The 18,363-nt window shown below is 70.1% G+C and carries 17 protein-coding genes; 4 read left to right on the top strand and 13 right to left on the bottom strand.

Annotated features, from left to right (window positions below; all coding sequences use genetic code 11):
• Positions 1-4: 4 nt before the first annotated feature.
• From AB0I43_RS37355 to AB0I43_RS37345, 3 genes are all read right to left on the bottom strand, one after another.
• The gene (locus AB0I43_RS37355) at positions 5-2,281 is read right to left on the bottom strand and encodes a polyribonucleotide nucleotidyltransferase (protein WP_356979046.1); all 2,277 of its coding nucleotides are present in this window, start codon (positions 2,279-2,281) and stop codon (positions 5-7) included.
• 371 nt (positions 2,282-2,652) lie between these two features.
• Positions 2,653-2,922 (bottom strand): 30S ribosomal protein S15, encoded by a 270-nt coding sequence (gene rpsO / locus AB0I43_RS37350; protein WP_209890193.1) that lies wholly within the window; start codon positions 2,920-2,922, stop codon positions 2,653-2,655.
• 128 nt (positions 2,923-3,050) lie between these two features.
• Positions 3,051-4,019, bottom strand: coding sequence for a bifunctional riboflavin kinase/FAD synthetase (locus tag AB0I43_RS37345; protein WP_356979044.1), 969 nt, complete (start codon positions 4,017-4,019; stop codon positions 3,051-3,053).
• A gap of 231 nt (positions 4,020-4,250) precedes the next feature.
• On the opposite strand from AB0I43_RS37345, the gene AB0I43_RS37340 reads away from it, so the two are divergent.
• The gene (locus AB0I43_RS37340; protein ID WP_356979118.1) at positions 4,251-4,919 is read left to right on the top strand and encodes a metal-dependent transcriptional regulator; all 669 of its coding nucleotides are present in this window, start codon (positions 4,251-4,253) and stop codon (positions 4,917-4,919) included.
• 9 nt (positions 4,920-4,928) lie between these two features.
• Here AB0I43_RS37340 and AB0I43_RS37335 read toward each other — a convergent pair whose 3' ends face one another.
• On the bottom strand, positions 4,929-5,744 hold the full coding sequence (locus tag AB0I43_RS37335; RefSeq protein WP_356979043.1) for a hypothetical protein: 816 nt from the start codon (positions 5,742-5,744) through the stop codon (positions 4,929-4,931).
• A 128-nt stretch (positions 5,745-5,872) separates the two neighbouring features.
• Entirely contained in the window at positions 5,873-6,292 is a 420-nt protein-coding gene (locus tag AB0I43_RS37330; protein WP_356979041.1) for an EF-hand domain-containing protein, read from the bottom strand.
• A gap of 164 nt (positions 6,293-6,456) precedes the next feature.
• On the opposite strand from AB0I43_RS37330, the gene AB0I43_RS37325 reads away from it, so the two are divergent.
• On the top strand, positions 6,457-7,263 hold the full coding sequence (locus AB0I43_RS37325; RefSeq protein WP_356979039.1) for an alpha/beta hydrolase: 807 nt from the start codon (positions 6,457-6,459) through the stop codon (positions 7,261-7,263).
• A 34-nt stretch (positions 7,264-7,297) separates the two neighbouring features.
• Here the strand turns inward: AB0I43_RS37325 and AB0I43_RS37320 are convergent, their stop codons facing one another.
• The gene (locus AB0I43_RS37320; RefSeq protein ID WP_356979037.1) at positions 7,298-7,687 is read right to left on the bottom strand and encodes a DUF4345 domain-containing protein; all 390 of its coding nucleotides are present in this window, start codon (positions 7,685-7,687) and stop codon (positions 7,298-7,300) included.
• 127 nt (positions 7,688-7,814) lie between these two features.
• On the opposite strand from AB0I43_RS37320, the gene AB0I43_RS37315 reads away from it, so the two are divergent.
• Entirely contained in the window at positions 7,815-8,396 is a 582-nt protein-coding gene (locus tag AB0I43_RS37315; RefSeq protein ID WP_356979036.1) for a helix-turn-helix domain-containing protein, read from the top strand.
• A 4-nt stretch (positions 8,397-8,400) separates the two neighbouring features.
• Here the strand turns inward: AB0I43_RS37315 and truB are convergent, their stop codons facing one another.
• The 5 genes from truB to AB0I43_RS37290 are packed head-to-tail and all read right to left on the bottom strand — an operon-like array spanning position 8,401 to position 16,033.
• Complete coding sequence (gene truB / locus AB0I43_RS37310) at positions 8,401-9,318, bottom strand: tRNA pseudouridine(55) synthase TruB (RefSeq protein ID WP_356979035.1); 918 nt, start codon at positions 9,316-9,318, stop codon at positions 8,401-8,403.
• Positions 9,318-9,986, bottom strand: coding sequence for a 4'-phosphopantetheinyl transferase Npt (gene npt, locus AB0I43_RS37305; protein WP_356979034.1), 669 nt, complete (start codon positions 9,984-9,986; stop codon positions 9,318-9,320). Before npt ends, truB begins: the two co-directional genes overlap by 1 nt.
• Before the next feature lie 52 nt (positions 9,987-10,038).
• Positions 10,039-10,995, bottom strand: coding sequence for a metallophosphoesterase (locus AB0I43_RS37300; RefSeq protein WP_356979033.1), 957 nt, complete (start codon positions 10,993-10,995; stop codon positions 10,039-10,041).
• Between the two features lie 58 nt (positions 10,996-11,053).
• Positions 11,054-14,344: a hypothetical protein gene (locus AB0I43_RS37295; protein ID WP_357433554.1), complete on the bottom strand. Its 3,291-nt coding sequence runs from the start codon at positions 14,342-14,344 to the stop codon at positions 11,054-11,056.
• A gap of 6 nt (positions 14,345-14,350) precedes the next feature.
• On the bottom strand, positions 14,351-16,033 hold the full coding sequence (locus AB0I43_RS37290; protein ID WP_356979031.1) for an Hsp70 family protein: 1,683 nt from the start codon (positions 16,031-16,033) through the stop codon (positions 14,351-14,353).
• 47 nt (positions 16,034-16,080) lie between these two features.
• On the opposite strand from AB0I43_RS37290, the gene grpE reads away from it, so the two are divergent.
• Positions 16,081-16,653: a nucleotide exchange factor GrpE gene (gene grpE, locus AB0I43_RS37285; protein ID WP_356979029.1), complete on the top strand. Its 573-nt coding sequence runs from the start codon at positions 16,081-16,083 to the stop codon at positions 16,651-16,653.
• 3 nt (positions 16,654-16,656) lie between these two features.
• Here grpE and AB0I43_RS37280 read toward each other — a convergent pair whose 3' ends face one another.
• Both AB0I43_RS37280 and AB0I43_RS37275 read right to left on the bottom strand, forming a co-directional pair.
• Positions 16,657-17,355 (bottom strand): TIGR03943 family protein, encoded by a 699-nt coding sequence (locus tag AB0I43_RS37280; protein ID WP_356979027.1) that lies wholly within the window; start codon positions 17,353-17,355, stop codon positions 16,657-16,659.
• Positions 17,352-18,344, bottom strand: coding sequence for a permease (locus tag AB0I43_RS37275; protein ID WP_356979026.1), 993 nt, complete (start codon positions 18,342-18,344; stop codon positions 17,352-17,354). Before AB0I43_RS37275 ends, AB0I43_RS37280 begins: the two co-directional genes overlap by 4 nt.
• Positions 18,345-18,363: the final 19 nt, after the last annotated feature.

Raw genomic sequence — 18,363 nt, 5'->3', positions numbered from 1 at the left:
AGTACTACTCTGCTGCCGCCGCCGCTTCAACGGCGTCGTCCGCGGCGGGCTCTTCGGTGGCTTCCTCGACGGGAACCAGCGAGATCTTGCCGCGGTTGTCGATATCGGCGATCTCCACGCGCAGCTTGTCGCCGACGTTCACCACGTCCTCGACCTTGGCCACGCGCTTGCCGTTGCCCAGCTTGGAGATGTGCACCAGGCCGTCGCGGCCCGGCAGCAGCGAGACGAACGCGCCGAAGGCGGTGGTCTTGACGACCGTGCCCAGGAAGCGCTCGCCGACCTTCGGCAGCTGCGGGTTCGCGATGGCGTTGATCTGGTCGATCGCCGCCTGCGCCGCGGGGCCGTTGGTCGCACCGACGTAGACGGTGCCGTCATCTTCGATCGAGATGTTGGCGCCGGTTTCCTCGGTGATCTGGTTGATGACCTTGCCCTTGGGCCCGATCACCTCGCCGATCTTGTCGACCGGGATCTTGATCGCGGTGACGCGCGGCGCGTAGGGGCTCATCTCGTCCGGGCTGGTGATGGCCTCGGCCATCACGTCCAGGATGGTGGTGCGGGCGTCGTGCGCCTGGCTCAGCGCGCCGGCCAGCACCTTGGACGGGATGCCGTCCAGCTTGGTGTCCAGCTGCAGCGCGGTGACGAACTCGCGGGTGCCGGCGACCTTGAAGTCCATGTCGCCGAAGGCGTCTTCGGCGCCGAGGATGTCGGTCAGGGCGACGTAGCGGACCTCGTCCTCACCCTGCTCGTTCTTGATCGTGTCCGACACCAGGCCCATGGCGATACCGGCGACGGGGGCCTTGAGCGGCACACCGGCGTTCAGCAGCGACAGGGTCGAGGCGCAGACCGAGCCCATCGAGGTGGAACCGTTGGAGGACAACGCCTCCGACACCTGACGGATGGCGTACGGGAACTCTTCCTGCGATGGCAGCACCGGCATCAGGGCGCGCTCGGCGAGGGCGCCGTGGCCGATCTCGCGACGCTTCGGCGAACCGACGCGGCCGGTCTCACCGGTGGAGTACGGCGGGAAGTTGTAGTGGTGCATGTAGCGCTTGGAGGTTTCCGGGCCGAGCGAGTCGACCTGCTGCGCCATCTTCACCATGTCCAGGGTGGTGACGCCCATGATCTGGGTCTCGCCACGCTCGAACAGGGCCGAACCGTGCGCGCGGGGCACCACGGCGACCTCGGCGGACAGCGCGCGGATATCGGCGAGCCCGCGGCCGTCGATGCGGAAGCTGTCGGTCAGGATGCGCTGGCGCACCAGCTTCTTGGTGACCGAGCGGAAGGCCGCGCCCAGCTCCTTCTCGCGTCCGGCGAAATCGTCGCCGAGACGGCTGAGCACGTCCAGCTTGATCTCGTCGATCTTGGCTTCGCGCTCCTGCTTGTCGGAGATCGCCAGCGCCTCGTTCAGCTCGCGCTTGGCGGTGCCCTCCACGGCCTCGAAGACATCGGCCTCGTACGGCGGGAACAGCGGGAACTCACCGGTCGGCTTGGCGGCCAGCTCGGCGAGGTCGGACTGCGCGCGGCACAGGCGGGCGATGAACGGCTTGGCGGCCTCGAGGCCCTCGGCCACGACGGCCTCGGTCGGCGCCTGCGCGCCGCCGTCGATCAGCTCGATCACCTTGTCGGTGGCCTCGGCCTCGACCATCATGATCGCGACGTCACCGGACTCGACCACGCGGCCCGCGACAACCATGTCGAACACGGCGCCCTCGAGCTGCTCGACGGTCGGGAACGCGACCCACTGGCCCTCGATCAGCGCGACGCGCACGCCGCCGACCGGGCCGGAGAACGGCAGGCCCGCGATCTGGGTGGACGCGGACGCGGCGTTGATCGCCACGACGTCGTAGAGATCCTTCGGATCCAGCGACATCACCGTCACCACGACCTGGATCTCGTTGCGCAGGCCGTCGACGAAGGACGGGCGCAGCGGCCGGTCGATCAGGCGGCAGGTCAGGATCGCGTCGGTGGAGGGGCGGCCCTCGCGGCGGAAGAACGAGCCGGGGATGCGGCCCGCGGCGTACATGCGCTCTTCGACGTCGACCGTCAGCGGGAAGAAGTCGAACTGGTCCTTGGGGTGCTTGCCCGCCGAGGTGGCCGACAGCAGCATGGTCTCGTCGTCCAGGTAGGCGACGACGGCGCCGGCGGCCTGACGGGCCAGACGGCCGGTCTCGAAGCGGACGGTGCGGGTGCCGTAGCTGCCGTTGTCGATCAGCGCGACGGATTCGAACACACCGGGCTCGACCTCTACGGCCGAGGACTTGCGTTCAGTTGTTTCGGTCATTCTCTGCTCTCAACCTCTCGTCTTCGCCGGATCGAGCGCTTCGTAGGCGCGATCCGGCTCTTCGTCAGCCGTACCTGGCACGGACGCGCGGCAACCCTCCTGGCTGCGACGCGCAGACCCGGCCTGTCCCCTGGGCCTGGAACTATCCAGAAGAGGGGCGACGCGGAGGCGATCATCGATCGAAGCCCGCCGGTGCTACCGGGAGGCCACTACCGAAGACCGACGCCACGCGGCGGGTGCTTACGGCTGTGCAGTGTTGTGCGCACGGGGAGGTGTTCACCCCTGATACGCAAATAGCCAACGGGGAGATTGTACGTCTCCCCGTTGGCTCGCCTATCGCTGGTCTGGAAACGCCAGCGTGTCAGACGGACTCAGCGGCGCAGGCCGAGGCGCTCGATCAGCGAGCGGTAACGCTCGATGTCCTTGGCCTGCAGGTACTTCGACAGGCGACGACGACGACCGATCAGGGCCAGCAGGCCGTGGCGGGTGTGGTGGTCGTGCTTGTGCTGCTTCAGGTGCTCGGTCAGGTCCGAGATGCGCTTGGACAGCAGCGCGATCTGCGCCTCCGGGGAACCGGTGTCCTTTTCGTGCAGACCGTATTCCTTGAGGATGGCGGTCTTCTGCTCGGTGGTCAGAGCCATGCGGCGTCCACTCCTATTTTTCAGTTCCGCGCTCGAATATCCGGTTACCCGGGGATGGGCGCCACCGCGGACCGCAGCAAACCCGAGGATCTACTTTAGCGGAGCGAATCCCGGCCACCGAATCGGGGTTATTCGGCGGCCGTGAGCACCTTGCGGGCGTTCTCCACGTCCCGCCCCATGGCCGCGAGCAGTTCGTCCAGCGAGTCGAATTTGCGCATACCGCGCAGGTGCTCCACGAAATCGATCGCGACCCGCTGACCGTAGAGATCGGCCTCACCCTCCAGGACGTAGGCCTCCACGGTGCGGTTCACCCCGTCGAACTGCGGGTTGGTGCCGACCGAGATCGCGGCCATCGCCCGCTGCCCCGGCGCGGCCGCGCCGATCGTGGGCCCGCTGGGATCGAGCACCGTGAACCACCCCGCGTACACCCCGTCGGCCGGGATCGCGGCCAGCGGCGCGGGCGCGACGTTCGCGGTGGGAAAACCGAGCTCCTTGCCGCGGCCGTCGCCGTGCACGACCACGCCCTCGACGCGGTGCGGGCGGCCCAGCGCCTCGGCCGCGGACGCCATGTCGCCGGCGTCGACGCAGGCGCGGATATAGGTGGAGGAGAAAGTGACCGCGTGCTCGCCGACCAGCTTGACGCCGTCGACCTCGAAACCGAAGCGCTCCCCCAGCTCGCGCATGGTCTCGACGGTGCCGGCGGCCTTCTTGCCGAAGGTGAAGTTGTCGCCGACCACGACCTCGGCGACATGCAGCCGCTCGACCAGCAGATCGTGCACGTAGCTCTCGGGCGTCAGCTTCATGAACTCGGGCGTGAACGGCATGACGCAGAAGACGTCGACGCCGAGCTCCTCGGCCAGTTCGGCGCGCCGGGGCAGCGTGGTGAGCTGCGCCGGATGTGAACCGGGCCGCACCACCTCCATCGGGTGCGGGTCGAAGGTCATCAGGACCGCCGGGACACCACGTGCCGCCGCGGATTTCACCGCCCGGCTGATCAACTGGGCATGGCCGCGATGCACGCCGTCGAACACTCCGATCGTGAGTACGCAGCGGCCCCAGTCGGCGGGCACATCGTCGAGGCTTCGCCATCTCTGCACGGTTGCAGCGTACGCAAATGGCGTGGCGAACAGTATTCCGGCGTCCCACAAGTCACATCCCGTTATCCAGTTCGTGAACAGGCGTTCGGTACGCGGCCCGGTGATGTGTACTTCGGCGAAGGAGTGCATAAGCTCGGGGACGTGCCCGGTAAACGAGACATCGCCACCCGACGCGAGCTGGCGGAGCAGGCCCCCGCGGCCGACGCGGCCGCTTCCGGCGACACCGCGACGATCGCCCCGGAGCTGACCTCGGTCGCCCAGGACTACCTGAAGGTGATCTGGACCGCGCAGGAGTGGTCGCAGGAGAAGGTGTCGACCAAACTGCTCGCCGAGCGCATCGGCGTGTCCGCCTCCACCGTCTCCGAGGCCGTGCGCAAACTCGCCGATCAGGGCCTGGTCGAGCACGCCCGCTACGGATCGATCACCCTCACCGAGCACGGGCGGCGCGCCGCCGTCGCCATGGTGCGCCGGCACCGGCTGATCGAGACCTTCCTCGTCAACGAGCTCGGCTACGGGTGGGACGAGGTGCACGACGAGGCCGAGGTGCTCGAGCACGCGGTCTCGGAACTGCTGATGGCGCGCATCGACGCGAAACTCGGCTACCCCGACCGGGATCCGCACGGCGACCCGATCCCCTCGGTGGACGGCGCGGTGCCGACCCCGCCCGCCCGCCAGCTCAGCGATTTCGCGGCCGGCGAATCCGGGCGGGTGGCCCGGATCTCCGATTCCGACCCGGACATGCTGCGCTACTTCGATTCGGTGGGCATCGCGCTCGACACCGCGATCACGGTGCTGGAGCGCCGCGATTTCGCGGGGACGATCTGCCTGCGGATCGAGTCCGCCGAGACGCCCATCGATCTGGGGCGTCCGGCGGCCGAGGCGATCTGGCTCACCGCCTGAGCGTTCCGTTCAGCAGTTGGGGAAGTAAGGCCGCAGACGTTCGGGGACACCGTCTTTCACGGCCTGGGTCCAGCAGGTGTCGTGCGGGAAGATCTCGTAGGTGACCCAGCGCTCGTAGTTGTGGCGCACGATGCGCTGGGAATCGCCGGGCAGGTTCCAGCGGATGACGCCCCAGCTTCCCTCGCAGTCGTGCACCTCGGCGAGGGCAGGGTTCTTCTGTTCCGGATACAGCGCGTCGGCCGCCGCGAGGTCGCCGACGATCGTCGCCGCGTCGCAGACCGGGGGCCAGCCCGGATCCTGGAAGCGGAAGTCGCCGGTGAACGTCTCGCCCGCCCGGGGGACGAACAAGGTGTGCATGCCCTCCGGAACCGGCCGGGTGCCCGTCGGTGGCGTGCCCATATTCATCCGATAGCAGCCCAGCGGCACAGTGAAGCTCACCCTGCCGTCGGCGCCCGTGGTGCCGTCGAAACGCAGGACCTCCTGGCCGCCTTCGTCGGGCATATCGCGTTTCACCGGGTCGCAGGGAGTGACCAGGTGCAGGCTGACCGGCACCTTCGGGACCGCGTGCTGGGCGAGGGTCACGGTTCGCACGACCGCCGTCGCCGTCGGCCGGGACGGGGCGGGCGCCGCGGGCGGCGCAGTGGTCACCGAACCCGCCGGGGTACTTCCGACCTCGAGGGCCGAACTCGGTTGCGCCGCGGTCGAACCGGCGGTCACCGGCGCGCGGCTGGTGGTGGCCGCGGGCTCACCGCCGCTCGCACATCCCACCACCGCGACCGCCAGCGCGGCGAGAACTATTGTCTTCTGGGCGATTCCACGCATCATTGCCCGGGCCTTTCGCTCGAATCCGCGCACACCCCGACGGCCGGTCGGGGACGACCGGCCGGCGCGCGGCCCATGAACTCACGATCGGCCAGGGATCTAAGGGTTTTCCGCAGGATTTCTGCGGAGCCTCAGCGGGACAGGAACTCCAGCAGGGCGCGGAACTCCGGCGGTGAGAGGTAACCGTCGCCGTCGGCGTCGGCGGCCTCGAGCAGGGCGTCGGCGGGACCGTCGATCATCCCCTGGCCGACCTGGCGGATCAGCTGCTCCAGCTCATCCACCGAGATCCTGCCGTCCTTGTTCATGTCGAAAACCTGGAAGGCGGCGTCCGCGTCGGTGACCTCGATGCGGCCCGCGACCAGGGCGGCGTCGAATTCGGCCCGGGAGATCAGGAAATCGCCGTCGGTGTCGGCGGCGGCGACCATGCGCTCGACCGAGGCCTGGTCGACCTCGATGCCGAGGGCGCGGATGCCGATCAGAATGTCCTCGACCGAGACCTGCCCATCCTGGTCCCGGTCCCACAGATCGAACGAATCCGGATGTGCGGTCATCGATGTACCCCTCGTCGCGCGGCCGCCGGCCGATGCGGCGGACGCCCGTCACTCTACGGGCGGGAGGGCCGCGTGGGCCGCTCGAGAAAAGTTCTGAATTGAACTGGAACGGAATGATTTATTCCGCTAGACTTCGAAGCAACACACAGCATGGAGGCGACATCATGACCGGCAAGCTCGAGATCCACGAAGGCACGTTTCCCAACGGGCTCCCCTACCTGCGCTTCGGCAGCGGCACGCCGCTCGTCGCCCTGCCCGGCTCCACCGCCGAGCACGGGAACCTCGCCGGCAGCGCCCGCAAGTTCATGATCAAGCCGTTCCTCGGCCTGGCCGAGCGGCACACGGTCTACGTCGTGAACCGGCGGCCCGGCCTGGCCGCCGGTGCCACCCTGGCCGACATCGCCACCGACCTGGCCGAGGAGTTGCAGAGCGAATTCGGCGCACCCGTCGACGTGCTCGGCTACTCCACCGGCGGCTCGGTGGCCCAGCAACTGGCGCTGGCGCATCCGAAAGCCGTTCGGCGCCTGGTGGTCGTCAGCTCGGCCTACACGCTGAGCCCGGCGGCGCGGGCCGCCATGCGGCGCTTCGCCGAACTCGCCGCCGCGGGCAAGCGGCCCGCCACGGCGTGGGCCGCGATCGCGAGCGCGTCCCCGGTGGGCCGGCGGCTGATGTCCGGGCTGCTGTGGCTGCTCGATCCGATGATGCGGCCCGCCGACGGCGATTACACCGACGCCATTCGGGCCATCGAGGCCGAGGATTCCTGGGACATCCAGGATCGCCTCGCCGAAATCCAGGCTCCCACCCTGGTTCTCGGCGGCGACAAGGATCTCGCCTACCCCGCGCAGATGTTCCGCGACACCGCGGCCGGCATCCCCGACGCGACCGTCGTGCTGTACGCGGATCGCAACCACAACAGCGCGATCGAGGACGCCCGCTTCCCGCAGACGGTCGCCGAATTCCTGCACGCCTGAGCGGTGACGGCCGGGACCCCCTGGTTCCCGGCCGTCAGACCGCGCCGGCGCGTTTCTCGTCGGCGTCGGCCAGCCAGAACAACAGCGGCGGCATGGCCATTTCGATACCGGTGAGCACGATCTGGAACCAGTGCGGCCAGCCGTGCACCGCCAGCGAGACCAGGCGGCCGACGACGCCGAGCAGGAACACACCCGCCAGCCAGCGCACCGCGAGCGCGGGAATCGGATCCTGCCGGGCGGCCCAGATCCAGGCCGCGCCGTAACCCGCGAAGATCGCGCCGAAGAAGCGGCTCAGACTGTCGGCGGTGACGCCCGCTTCCGCCATGTCGGGAACCGCGTCGTTACCCAGGGCGATGTGCAGGAATCCGATCGCCACGCAGGCGACACCCATGGTCAGCGCCAGGGTTTTGAGCAATCTGGACATGCGTTCCTCCCGTCGGCGGCGTACTCCATTGCGGCACAGCCGATCTCGCAGTCGGTCTTTAGTAGACGCGTGTCTACTAGTTGCAGACTACGGCCTTGGTAGACACGCGTCAACTAACATCGTCGGGGTGACCACCCGCCGCCGCCTCGCCCCCGACGAACGCCGCCGTCTACTCGTGGAAACCGGTGCGCGGCTCTTCGCCGACCGCGCCTACGACGCGGTCCTGATGGAGGACGTGGCGGCGGCGGCCGGGGTCTCCCGGGCCCTGCTCTACCGGCATTTCCCGAGCAAACGCGAACTCTTCGTCGCCGTCTACGAACAGGCCACCGAGCAACTGCTGGTCGTCACCGAACTCGACCCCGCACTCCCGCTCGTCGGTCAGCTCGCCGCCGGGCTCGAGGCGCACCTGGACTACTTCGCGGCCAACGCCCAAGCCGTCCTGGCGGCCAACAAGGTGCTCGCCACCGACCCGACCATCCAGTCGATCATCACCGGCGAATTGGACGAGCTCCGGCAGCGCCTGCTCGACGTCCTCGGCGTCAACGGCGCCTTGCGCGCCACCGCCTCCTCGATCCTGATGAGCTGGCTGACGTTCGTGCGGGTGCTCACCGTCGAGTGGCTCGAGCACCGCACCATGACCCGTGATCAGCTGCGCGACATCAGCATGAACGCGCTGCTCGGCGCGCTGGGCACGATCCTGCCCGGGTAGGGCGTCACAGATTGGCGGGCCGGACGACCATGACCGAGGACGCCCGCTTGCCGCTCTCCTGGAGCAGGGCGATGGCCCGGCCCCCGGCGTCGACGGCGGCGTAGACGCCCGGGATGCCGACGGGATCGAGCCAGCGGCCGTTGCGGAGCGACTCGGCCTGGGATTCGTCGATCTCGCGGTGCGGGAACGCGGTGCGCACCGCCTCATCCATCTCGAGGCTGAGCAGCGCGGCCTCCGGGTCGGATTCGGCGAGGGCGGCCAGCTCACCGAGTGTGCGGGCGTGCTCGAGGGTGAACGGGCCGACCCGGGTGCGGCGCAGCGCGGTGAGATGGCCGCCGACGCCGAGTGCGGCTCCGAGGTCGCGGGCCAGCGCGCGGATGTAGGTGCCCGAGGAGCACTCGACCTCGACCTCGAGATCGACGAACTCGCCGTCCGGAATGTCGTGGCGCGCCAGCACATCGAAGCGGGAGACCGTCACCGGCCGGGCGGCGAGCTGCACGTCCTCACCCGCGCGGGCGCGCGCGTACGCGCGTTCACCGTTCACCTTGATCGCGCTGACCGTGGCGGGCACCTGTTCGATGTCGCCGGTCAGGGCCTTGACCTGGACGGCGATGTCGTCGTCGGCAACGTGCAGCGCCGGCGTGGTCGCGAGCACCTCCCCCTCGGCGTCGTCGGTGTTCGTCGACTGCCCGAGCCGGATCGTCGCGGTATACGCCTTGGTGGTCAGGGTGAGCAGGCCGAGCAGCTTCGTGGCCCGCTCCACACCGAGCACCAGCACGCCGGTCGCCATCGGGTCCAGCGTGCCCGCGTGCCCGACCTTCTTGGTGCGCAACAGCCTTCGGCTCTTGGCGACGACATCGTGACTGGTCCAGCCGCCGTCCTTGTCGACGATCAGCAGGCCGCCGAGCGCGGGCGCCGCCATCAGCCGTGCACGATCGCGGTCAGGATGCGCCCGTCGGCGATCAGCCAGCGGCCGTCGAACGAGACCAGCGGGGCGCCGCCGTCGGTCGTCTGCCCCGGCACCAGGATCTCGCTGTGGAACGTGCCCGACCCCGTGTCGGCGGTGACCTCGTCGAGAGTGAAGGTGATGTGCGCGTCCTCGAAACCGAGCCAGCGCATCGTCAGCGGGAACCAGGCCTTGTAGGTGGCCTCCTTCGCGCAGAACAGCAGCCGATCCAGGTGCAGCGCACCGGAAGTCGTGGCCAGCCAGGTGCGCTCCTGCGGCAGGCTCACCGAATCGAGAACACCCTCGGGCAGCGCCGCGTGCGGTTCGGCATCGATGCCCACCGAACGGAACCGCAGCCGATGCGCCAGCGCCGCCGCCCGATACCCCTCGGTGTGGGTCAGGCTGCCGACCACGCCGCGCGGCCACAGCGGCATCCCGCGTTCGCCCTTGCCGATCGCGACCTGCGGCTCACCGAGCTGCTCCAGCGCCAACCGGGCGCAGTGCCGCGCGCCGATGAAGTCGCGGCGGCGCTTCTCCACCGACTTCTCGATCAGGTGCTCCTCGGCCGGATGCGCCTTCAGATCGTCCGGGTACTCCAGCAGTTCGGCGGCGGCGACGCCACTGGGCAGAATGTTCTCGATCATCGCCTTCGAGCCTATCCGAGCCGCTCGATTGCCCGCCCACCACGGGCGCTCGTCAGACGCCGCGGCGGCGTTCGGCGCGCTCGCGCATCTCGGCGGCGGCCTTCTCCATTTCCGGGGTCAGCTCGAAATGGCCGCCGAACTTGTTGAGGCTGCCCGGCGGGTACTCCGGAGTCGGCAGGATCTGGCGCAGCAGCGGATCCGGGAGGCCGCGGCGCTGCCACTCGCGCGGGTAGCCCAGCGAGACCTCCTCGAAGCGGACGCCGTCGTAGTAGCTGGTGCGCGGGATGTGCAGGTGGCCGTAGACCGAGCAGACCACGTTGTAGCGGGTGTGCCAGTCGGCGGTGAGTTCGGTGCCGCACCAGAGCGCGAACTCCGGATAGAACAGCACGTCGGTGGGCTGGCGGACCATCGGGAAATGGTTGATCATGACCAGCGGGGTGCCGGGGGCCAGCGCGTCCAGCTTGCGCTGGGTGGCCTGGACGCGGGCGTGACACCAGGCGTCGCGGGTCAGGTACGGGTCCGGAGAGAGCATGAACTCGTCGGTGGCGACGACATTGCGCTCCCGGGCGATGGCCAGGCCCTCAGCCTTGGTGGTGGCGCCCTTGGGCAGGAACGAGTAGTCGTAGAGCAGGAACAGCGGAGCCAGGGTGACCGGGCCGCCGAACTCCTCCGCACCCGCGCCCGTCCACACCGGGAACGGATCCTCCGGGGTCAGCACGTCCAGGTCGCGGCAGATCGACACCAGGTAGTCGTAGCGGGGAGCGCCGTGCATCTGCACGGGATCCTTTGGCGTGGTCCACAATTCGTGGTTGCCCGGCACCCAGATCACCTTCGCGAACCGGCCGCGCAGCAACTCCAGCGCCCAGCGGATATCGTCGGTCTTCTCCCCCACATCGCCGGCGACGATCAGCCAGTCCTCCGGCGAATCCGCCGTGATCTGCTCGACCACCGGCCGATTCCCCTGGTGCCCGACATGAACATCGCTCACCGCCATCAACTTGGGTATCACCACACCCACCTTGGCACATCCGCTCCCACCCGGCGCGCCCACCTCCCCCGCGCCCGGATCACCCGGGATGCCGCACCCGCGCCGTCGCCGCGAACCCCGAGGCCACGGTCAACGTCCCGTTCGCCGCCCGCCGGCACGAAGCCACGGCCAGATGACTCGGAACCAGGCTCGCCGGGATCGCCACCCCACCCTCGATCTGATACCGCGAGTTCGTCACCTTCCACGAGGTCGCCGCCGGATCCATCGGGGTCACCGGCGGACCGTCCTTTCGAACCACCACCATGACCTCGGTAACTCCGGACGGCCAGTCGAACGTCAGCCGCCCGTCCTCGATCGCGAGGTTTCCGACCGTCGGAATTCCGCTCGGCATCGGTTCGTCGGGAAGCGCCGCCTCGTCCGCGGACGGGTTCTCCTGCGGCCGTGCGGGCGAGATCGGTTGCGGCGCGGACGACCCCGAACCGGGCGTTACCGACTCATCAGATGAACCCGACCCGCGGGTGCCAGGTCCGCTGGATGCCTCCGAAGCGGGCACGACAGGCTTTGTCGGCGAGGCTGTTTCGGCGGACACGACCGGGTCGACCGAACTCGCCTCGTCGCGGGTGCCACCGGCGGGGAACGCGGGTGGCGTGGGCTGGTCGGCGGAATCTGCTTCGTGCGACCCGATCGGGGTCGCCGGTGCGGCGTCGGGCGTCACCGAAGGATCGGCGGCCTGCGCGCTCGAGTGTGCGGAGGGTCGCGGAGGGCGGGCGAAAGAGATCGGTTGCGAAGCATCGGATTCCGAGGTGGACGCTGGGCGCTGCTCTGCGGACGCGGAGGATCGGGTGAAGTCGATCGGCCGTGTGCCGGGGTCCACCGGCGGAACTGGTGGCGGCATCTGGCCGGTGGACTGTGGGGCTGCCGGATCGGCCGGCTGTTCGGTGGCACCGGTCGGCGCATCGGTGGAGATCGGCTGCGGCGCAACAGGCTCAGCAGGTGTCCCCGAACTGGGCGCGACGTGCCCGGCGGATGATTCCGACGCGGGCGTTACAAGCTCCGTCGGCGAGAGCGTTTCGGCGGAGGCGATCGGGTCGGCGGAGGCGACCGGATCAACAGACGCGACCGGATCGGGAGAGTCGACCGAGGCAGCAGAGGCGACCGGGGCGGGCGGGGCAGCTGAGTGCGCGCCCTGGCGTTGATCGGCGTCGACACCTCTGTGGCTATGGTCGCCGTCGGCGTCATTTCTGGCGTCCGCGGACGCTTCGCGAGAATCGCTGGCTGAGAACGCAGGTGGTGGGGGCTGGTCGGCCGGGGTGGCTTCGGTCGGGTCGGTCGGCGTCGCTGGTGCGGCGTCGGGCGTCGTCGATGGCGGGGCTGCGCTGGGTCTTGGAGGACGGGCGTAGGAGATTCGTTTCGGGGCAACCGGTTCGGTGGTCGGCGCGGCGGCAGGTGTGTCCGGCGTAGCGGTGTCGGTCCGGGTGGGTGGGGCGTCGGAGCGGGTTTCGGCGGAGTAGCGGCCGGCGATGGCGGCTACTACGGCGTAGACGGGGGTGCCGGTGGGTGGGGCGCCGCCGTCTTCGAGTTCGGTGGCGCGGGTGCGGCCGATGGCGCGCCAGGTGCCGTCGGGTTGGCGGCGGGTGACCTTGTAGTCGGCGGTGCCGGTGCGGGTGGGGGTCCAGGTGATGACGATCGAGCCGTTGGGGAGGCGGGAGGTGCGGACGGCGGTGGGGGGCTCGATGGGGGTGGCGGCGAGGGCGGCTTCGGCGCCGGGGTGGTCGGCGCAGGCGGACTGGGCGGCCAGGAGGGTGTGGGTGCGGTGTTCGGATGCGGCGGAATCGGCTTCGGCGACAAGGCGGTCCGCGGTGGCGATCGCCTGTTCGGCCTGGGCGAGGAGGTCGTCCAGGGTGGCTGTCTGGCCGGTGGGGGGCGGGACGTCCGAGGCGTGGCGGCGCAGGTGCTCGAGGTGGGTGCGGGCTTCGACGAAGCGTTTGGCGGTGGTGGCGGCGAGGGCGTCGCGCCAGCGGGTGGTCGCTTCGGCGAGGGTTTTCTCGATGTCCTCGGCGACGGGGCGGATGGGTGTCGCGCCGCCGTTGGCGCCCGCGTCGAGCTGTCTGGCTTCGGCGATGTGGCGCGCGGCTTCCTGCGGGCGGCCGCCGCGCAGGGCGGCGCGGGCGGCCTTGAGGGGCTCTTCCCAGTCGCGGTTCTGGGCACCCGATCGTGCACCCGCGGATCGGCCCACGGGTGGACGCGCGGGGCGGCCTCCGGCGCTGTCGACGGAACCGTGGCGATCCGCGGATCCACCCGGCCCATAGCGGTTCGGCGAAGCATCGGAACCGTACCTGTCCGCGGACCCGGCAGCGCGGTCCGGCGATCCACCGGACCCGTACTGCGCTGCCGCCGAACCACTCTCGATCCGAGCGCCCAGCGCCCCGGCCAGCTCGGCCAGCAGCCGCACGGCCTCCGCACGATCGAGCCCGAGCTCGATCGCCTCCTCGAGCAGGAACTGGTAATCCTCGCCGACGAGCTGATCCTCCACCAGCACCGCGGCCCGCACCTTCGGCCGCAGCTCGGCGGCGACGTCCTCGGTGATCGACCGGACGTATTCGTCGGCGATCGCCCCGCCCGCTTCGAGCACATCCTGGACGTGCACGAGCAGTTCGTCCAGCACCACGCGTACCCGCCCGGGCGGCAGTTCCCGCGAGCGGGCGCGCAGGGCTTCGGCCCGCAGCCGGATCTCGTTGGTGTGCGTCGCCTGGGCCGGATCGATCTGCAGGAGCGCGAACAGGGTCGGCGTGGGCGGTCCTTCGAGCAGCCGCGCCCATTCGCTGAGCAGCTGGCGAATCTGCTTGCGGCGCTGCTCGGTCAGCGCGCTCGGCGCGGCGGGAGCCTCCTCGGCGAGAATCCGGTGCCGCCGCAGCCGGGCCGCGACCTCGGCGGCGGTGAGGCCGCCCATCGCGCCGATCTCCTCCAGCCCCGCGACCTTCGCCGCGGGCACGCCGCCGTAGCGCTGCACCAGCCGGGTGATCGCGGTGTCGAGCATCTCGAAGCGCTCCGCGTCGCGCTGCTCGCGCTCGTTGCGCACCCGCATCGCCTCGGCGCGCCGGGAACCGCTGTGCAGCAGCAACTCCGACCGATGCTCATGACCGTCCACCAGCAGGCCGACCAGCACCCGGTACTTCGGATGATCGCGCTGCTTCTGCCAGAAGCCCCAGACCTCCGCGACCCGCGCGGAAACCTCGGCGTCGCTGAGGGTTTCGGCTTCGTCGAGCGGAATGTCGTAGAGCTCGAACGGATCCGAGAACTCGATCCCGCCCCGGCGTTCGACCTCGGCCAGGACGCGTTTGCGGTAGTCGTTGGGGACGAAAGCGTGCATGGCGACTCAGCCGGCGCGCCGGCGGGAACGCTGCACCTGGTCCAGCTCCCGCGCCACATCGGCCTGCGACAGCGTGGCCCCGGTCTGCGCGGACAGCGTCAACGGCATGTCGGCGTCGACATGGTGCGCGGTGACGTGCAGGATGCCGTCGAACCCCATCTCGAAGGTGACCCGCACCTCGCTGCCCGCCGGATACCCGGGCGGAATCCCCCGGATCCGGCCCTCCACCAGCACTTTGGTGTCCTCGGGCCGCACCGAGGCGGCCTGCCCCTGCTGCTCGACGATGGTGAGCTCGATCTGATCCTGATCCTCGCGGATGGTGCCGAAGGATCTGCGCACCCGCACCGGCAGCGTCTGATTCCGGTGCACCAGCCACGCCGCGGACAGCCCGTAGTGCGTGTCCAGCGCGAGCACGCCGAACCCGCGCGACACCACGGTGTCGACCTGGATGTCCAGCATCCGGCGCACCAGGCTCACGGGTTGCCCGAAGGAGGCGGCCACCCGCGCGACGGCCTGCTCGAGATCGGCCGGGGCGGCTTCCTGCAACGGCGAACCGTCGCGCAACCGGCCGCGCGTGATCAGGTCGGCGACGATCAGCCTTTCCAGCTCGAGTTTCTCGCCGTAGAGCGCCGCGCCGCGCGCCACCGACAGGTCCGGATCGCGCAGCTCACCGGTCAGCCCCAGCTCTTTCCCCAGTTCCCGCGCCACCATCGGCATGCGCGAGGACCCGCCGACCAGCAGCAGCCGATCGACCGCCGCCACTCCGCGCTTACCGGCTGCGGCCAGGCAATCCCGGGTGAGATCGAGGGTGCGCCGCATCAGCGAGGACGTCATCTGTTCGACTTCGTCGCGGGTCAGCGAGATCACCGCGCGGGCGCCGTCGTGCGCGACCACCACATCGGTGCGCTCGACCTCGCTCAGCTCGCACTTCGCCCGCTCCGCGGCCAGCACCAGCATCTGCGAGCCCGCCGAATCGTCCAGCGGGTCTTCGGCATCGGGGTTGGCCGCGCAGAACTGCTGCGACAGATACAGCGCGATCCGCTCGTCCCAGTCGGCGCCGCCGAGCTGGTGATCGCCCTCCACGGCCAGCACCGTGATGCGCCGGTCGGCGAGCTCGATGACGGTGGCGTCGAAGGTGCCGCCGCCCAGGTCGTAGACCAGAACCGTTTCCCTGGCTTCGGATTTGCCGACGTCGACGCTGCCGTCCAGCCGGCCGAAGCCGTAGGACAGTGCCGCGGCGATCGGCTCGGACAGCACGCCCGCCACCTCGAAACCCGCGTAGGCTCCCGCCTGGATGGTGGCGCGCCGCTCTTCGTCACCGAAGTACGCGGGTACCGTGATCACCGCCCGCTGCACCCGCTCGCCGCCGCCGAACTCGGCGTCGGCGGCCAGGCTCTTGAGCACCAGCGCCGATACCGCGGGCGCGGACCAGCTTTCCCCGTGCGCGGTGAACCGCCAGTCGGCATCGCCCATGCGGCGTTTCACCAGCGCACAGACATGCTCCGGGTCGAGGCGGGCTTGCCGCCGGGCGCCCTCACCGACCAGATGATCGAACGCGGACGCGAACAGCACTACCGACGGCACCGTCGCCTCGCCGTTCATCCCAACCATGACTTCTGGACGTCCGTCGGCGTCGATCCGCGCGATAGCCGAGTTCGTTGTGCCCAGGTCGATCCCGTAGACCCCCATGGGACGCGATGGTAGCAGCCGGATCCGGTGCGCGTTATGGTCCGGATATGTCTGAATCAGTCGTGCGGCGCGCCGAGGAATTCGACGGCCCCACCAGCCCGATCCGACGTGACCCGGCCGCGGCGGAACCGCCTGCCGCCGAACCCGATTCCGCGCACCGGACGCTGCTGCGCCTGGTCGAGCAGGTCGAGGACCTCTCCCGGGTGATCGCCCGCCAGGCCGCCACCATCGAGCGCCTCACCGACGAGGCCCGGGCGCGTACGAAGCAGGAACGCGCGGGCGCCGACCTACCCCTGGTCGTCGAGCTGTTCGCGCTGCACAACGACGCGGCGGCGTGCGCCGCGACGGCGGAATCCGACCGTGAGCGCGACGCTTTCACCGCGCTCGCCACCAGGATGGACCGCCTGCTGGCCGGTCGCGGCGCGGCGCTGGTGACGCCGCGCCCCGGCGACGCCTTCGACTCGCTGACCATGGAAGCGGCCGATGTCGCCGTGACCGCCGATCCGGCCGCGGACCGCACCGTCGAGGCCCTGGTGCTGCCGGGGCTGACGGTGGGCGAGCGCTCGATTCGCCCGGCGAGCGTCATCGTCCGCAAGCATCGCCCCGCGGCCGCGGACTGACCGTCACCGCACGCGCTCGTACGGATGTTCCGGCCGTTCGATCGGCCGGAACTCCGCCACGGCGAGGGTCGGCACGAGCTCCGGATCACGCCCGGCGCTGCCGGTTTCCACTCGGCCCCGGATCTCGAGCCAGGTGTCCTCGGGGAACTGCTCCGGCAGTCCGGCCAGATGCACACGCACGTAGCGGGCGTCGGCGACACAGCAGGTGATGGCGACCCGTGCCAGGTCGGGCCCCATGGCGAAGCCGCGCACCATGATCTCCCGGTCGTCCAGGGAACGCAGCGAATCGAGCGTCGCACGCGCCACCAGCTCCGAAATCGACAGCACCGGAGCGGGTTCGGCAGGAAGCGGTGGGAACGGCCAGGATTGCGGCTGTTCGGCGGCGACTCGCACCGGCGCGGTGGTCTCGGCCGCCCCCGCGCCCAGTGCGGGCGGGGTGATCAGCACCAGGGCGGCCACCGGAATCAGCAACAGCCACTGGGCGCGCTCGCCACCGTGCCCGTCGTCACCGTGGTGCCCTGCTCGGTCGCGGATGTCGCGGACGATGGCCACCAGCGCCAGAAGCACGATGACGAGCCCGCTGATCAGCAAGTACGGGAACAGGCCCGGCTTGACGTAGTTGAGGTAATCGCCGTTCACGGTGACCAGCAGGACGGCACCGCCGGTGAGCAGGAGCAGCAGGTTCTGCGCCTCGCGCCTCATCGCGCCCCGCCCAGGCAGAGATAGCCGGCGAGCGTCGCGCAGGTCACCGCGACGACGAAGGTCAACGGCGCGAACCGGATCGCGAAGTGGCGGCCGAAACTACCGGCCTGCATGGCGAACAGCTTCACGTCGATGGCGGGCCCCACCACCAGGAACACCAGTCGCGGCAGCAGCGGCAGCCCCGACATGCTCGCGGCGACGAACGCGTCCGCCTCCGAGCACAGCGCCAGCAGCACCGCGAGCACGGCCAGCACCAGGATCGCGAGCAGCATCTGCCCGGCCAGCCGCTCGTACCAGGACGGCGGGACCAGCACGTGCAGCGCGGCCGCGGCCGCCGCTCCGAGCACGAGAAAGGCCGCGGCCTGCAGGAAGTCGTGCCGCGCCGCCTCGGAGAACACTTCCCAGCGGGTGCGGCCGTGGACGCAGTGATCGTGCCCGCCCCGCGGCACCATCCAGCCCGGTCGCCCGACGCGCGACCAGATCAGCCCCATCACGATCGCCGTCGCCAGCGACCCGAGGAACCGCGCGCCCACCATCCCCGGCTCGTCGGGAAACGCCACCGCCGTCGACACCAGCACGACCGGATTGATCGCCGGCGCCGACAGCAGGAAGGCCAGCGCGACCGAACTGGGCGCACCCTGATCGATCAGCCGGCGGGCCACGGGGACCACGCCACACTCGCAACCGGGCAGCGCCATCCCGGCCAGCCCGGCCACACCGATGGCGGCGGGCTCATTGCGCGGCAGCACTTTTCGCAGCACGGCGGGCGAGACGAACGCCGCGATGCAGCCGCTCACCAGCACACCCAGCACCAGAAACGGCACGGCCTGCACGAACACTCCGACGAACACCGTGAGCGCCGTCTGCAACCGGGCCGTCGACCCGATCATCGCCGAGAGCCAGCCCTGCAGGAGCGCCGCCACCACCAGCACGCCGACCAGCACATGGGTCGAGGACACCTGGTTCCGCAGCGGCCGCGTCTCGAGCATGGACCCATCTTGCCAGTTA

It is taken from the genome of Nocardia sp. NPDC050435 (genome assembly GCF_040655395.1).
In the GTDB taxonomy this organism is placed as follows: domain Bacteria; phylum Actinomycetota; class Actinomycetes; order Mycobacteriales; family Mycobacteriaceae; genus Nocardia.
This window is presented reverse-complemented; position numbering and strand designations above follow the sequence as displayed.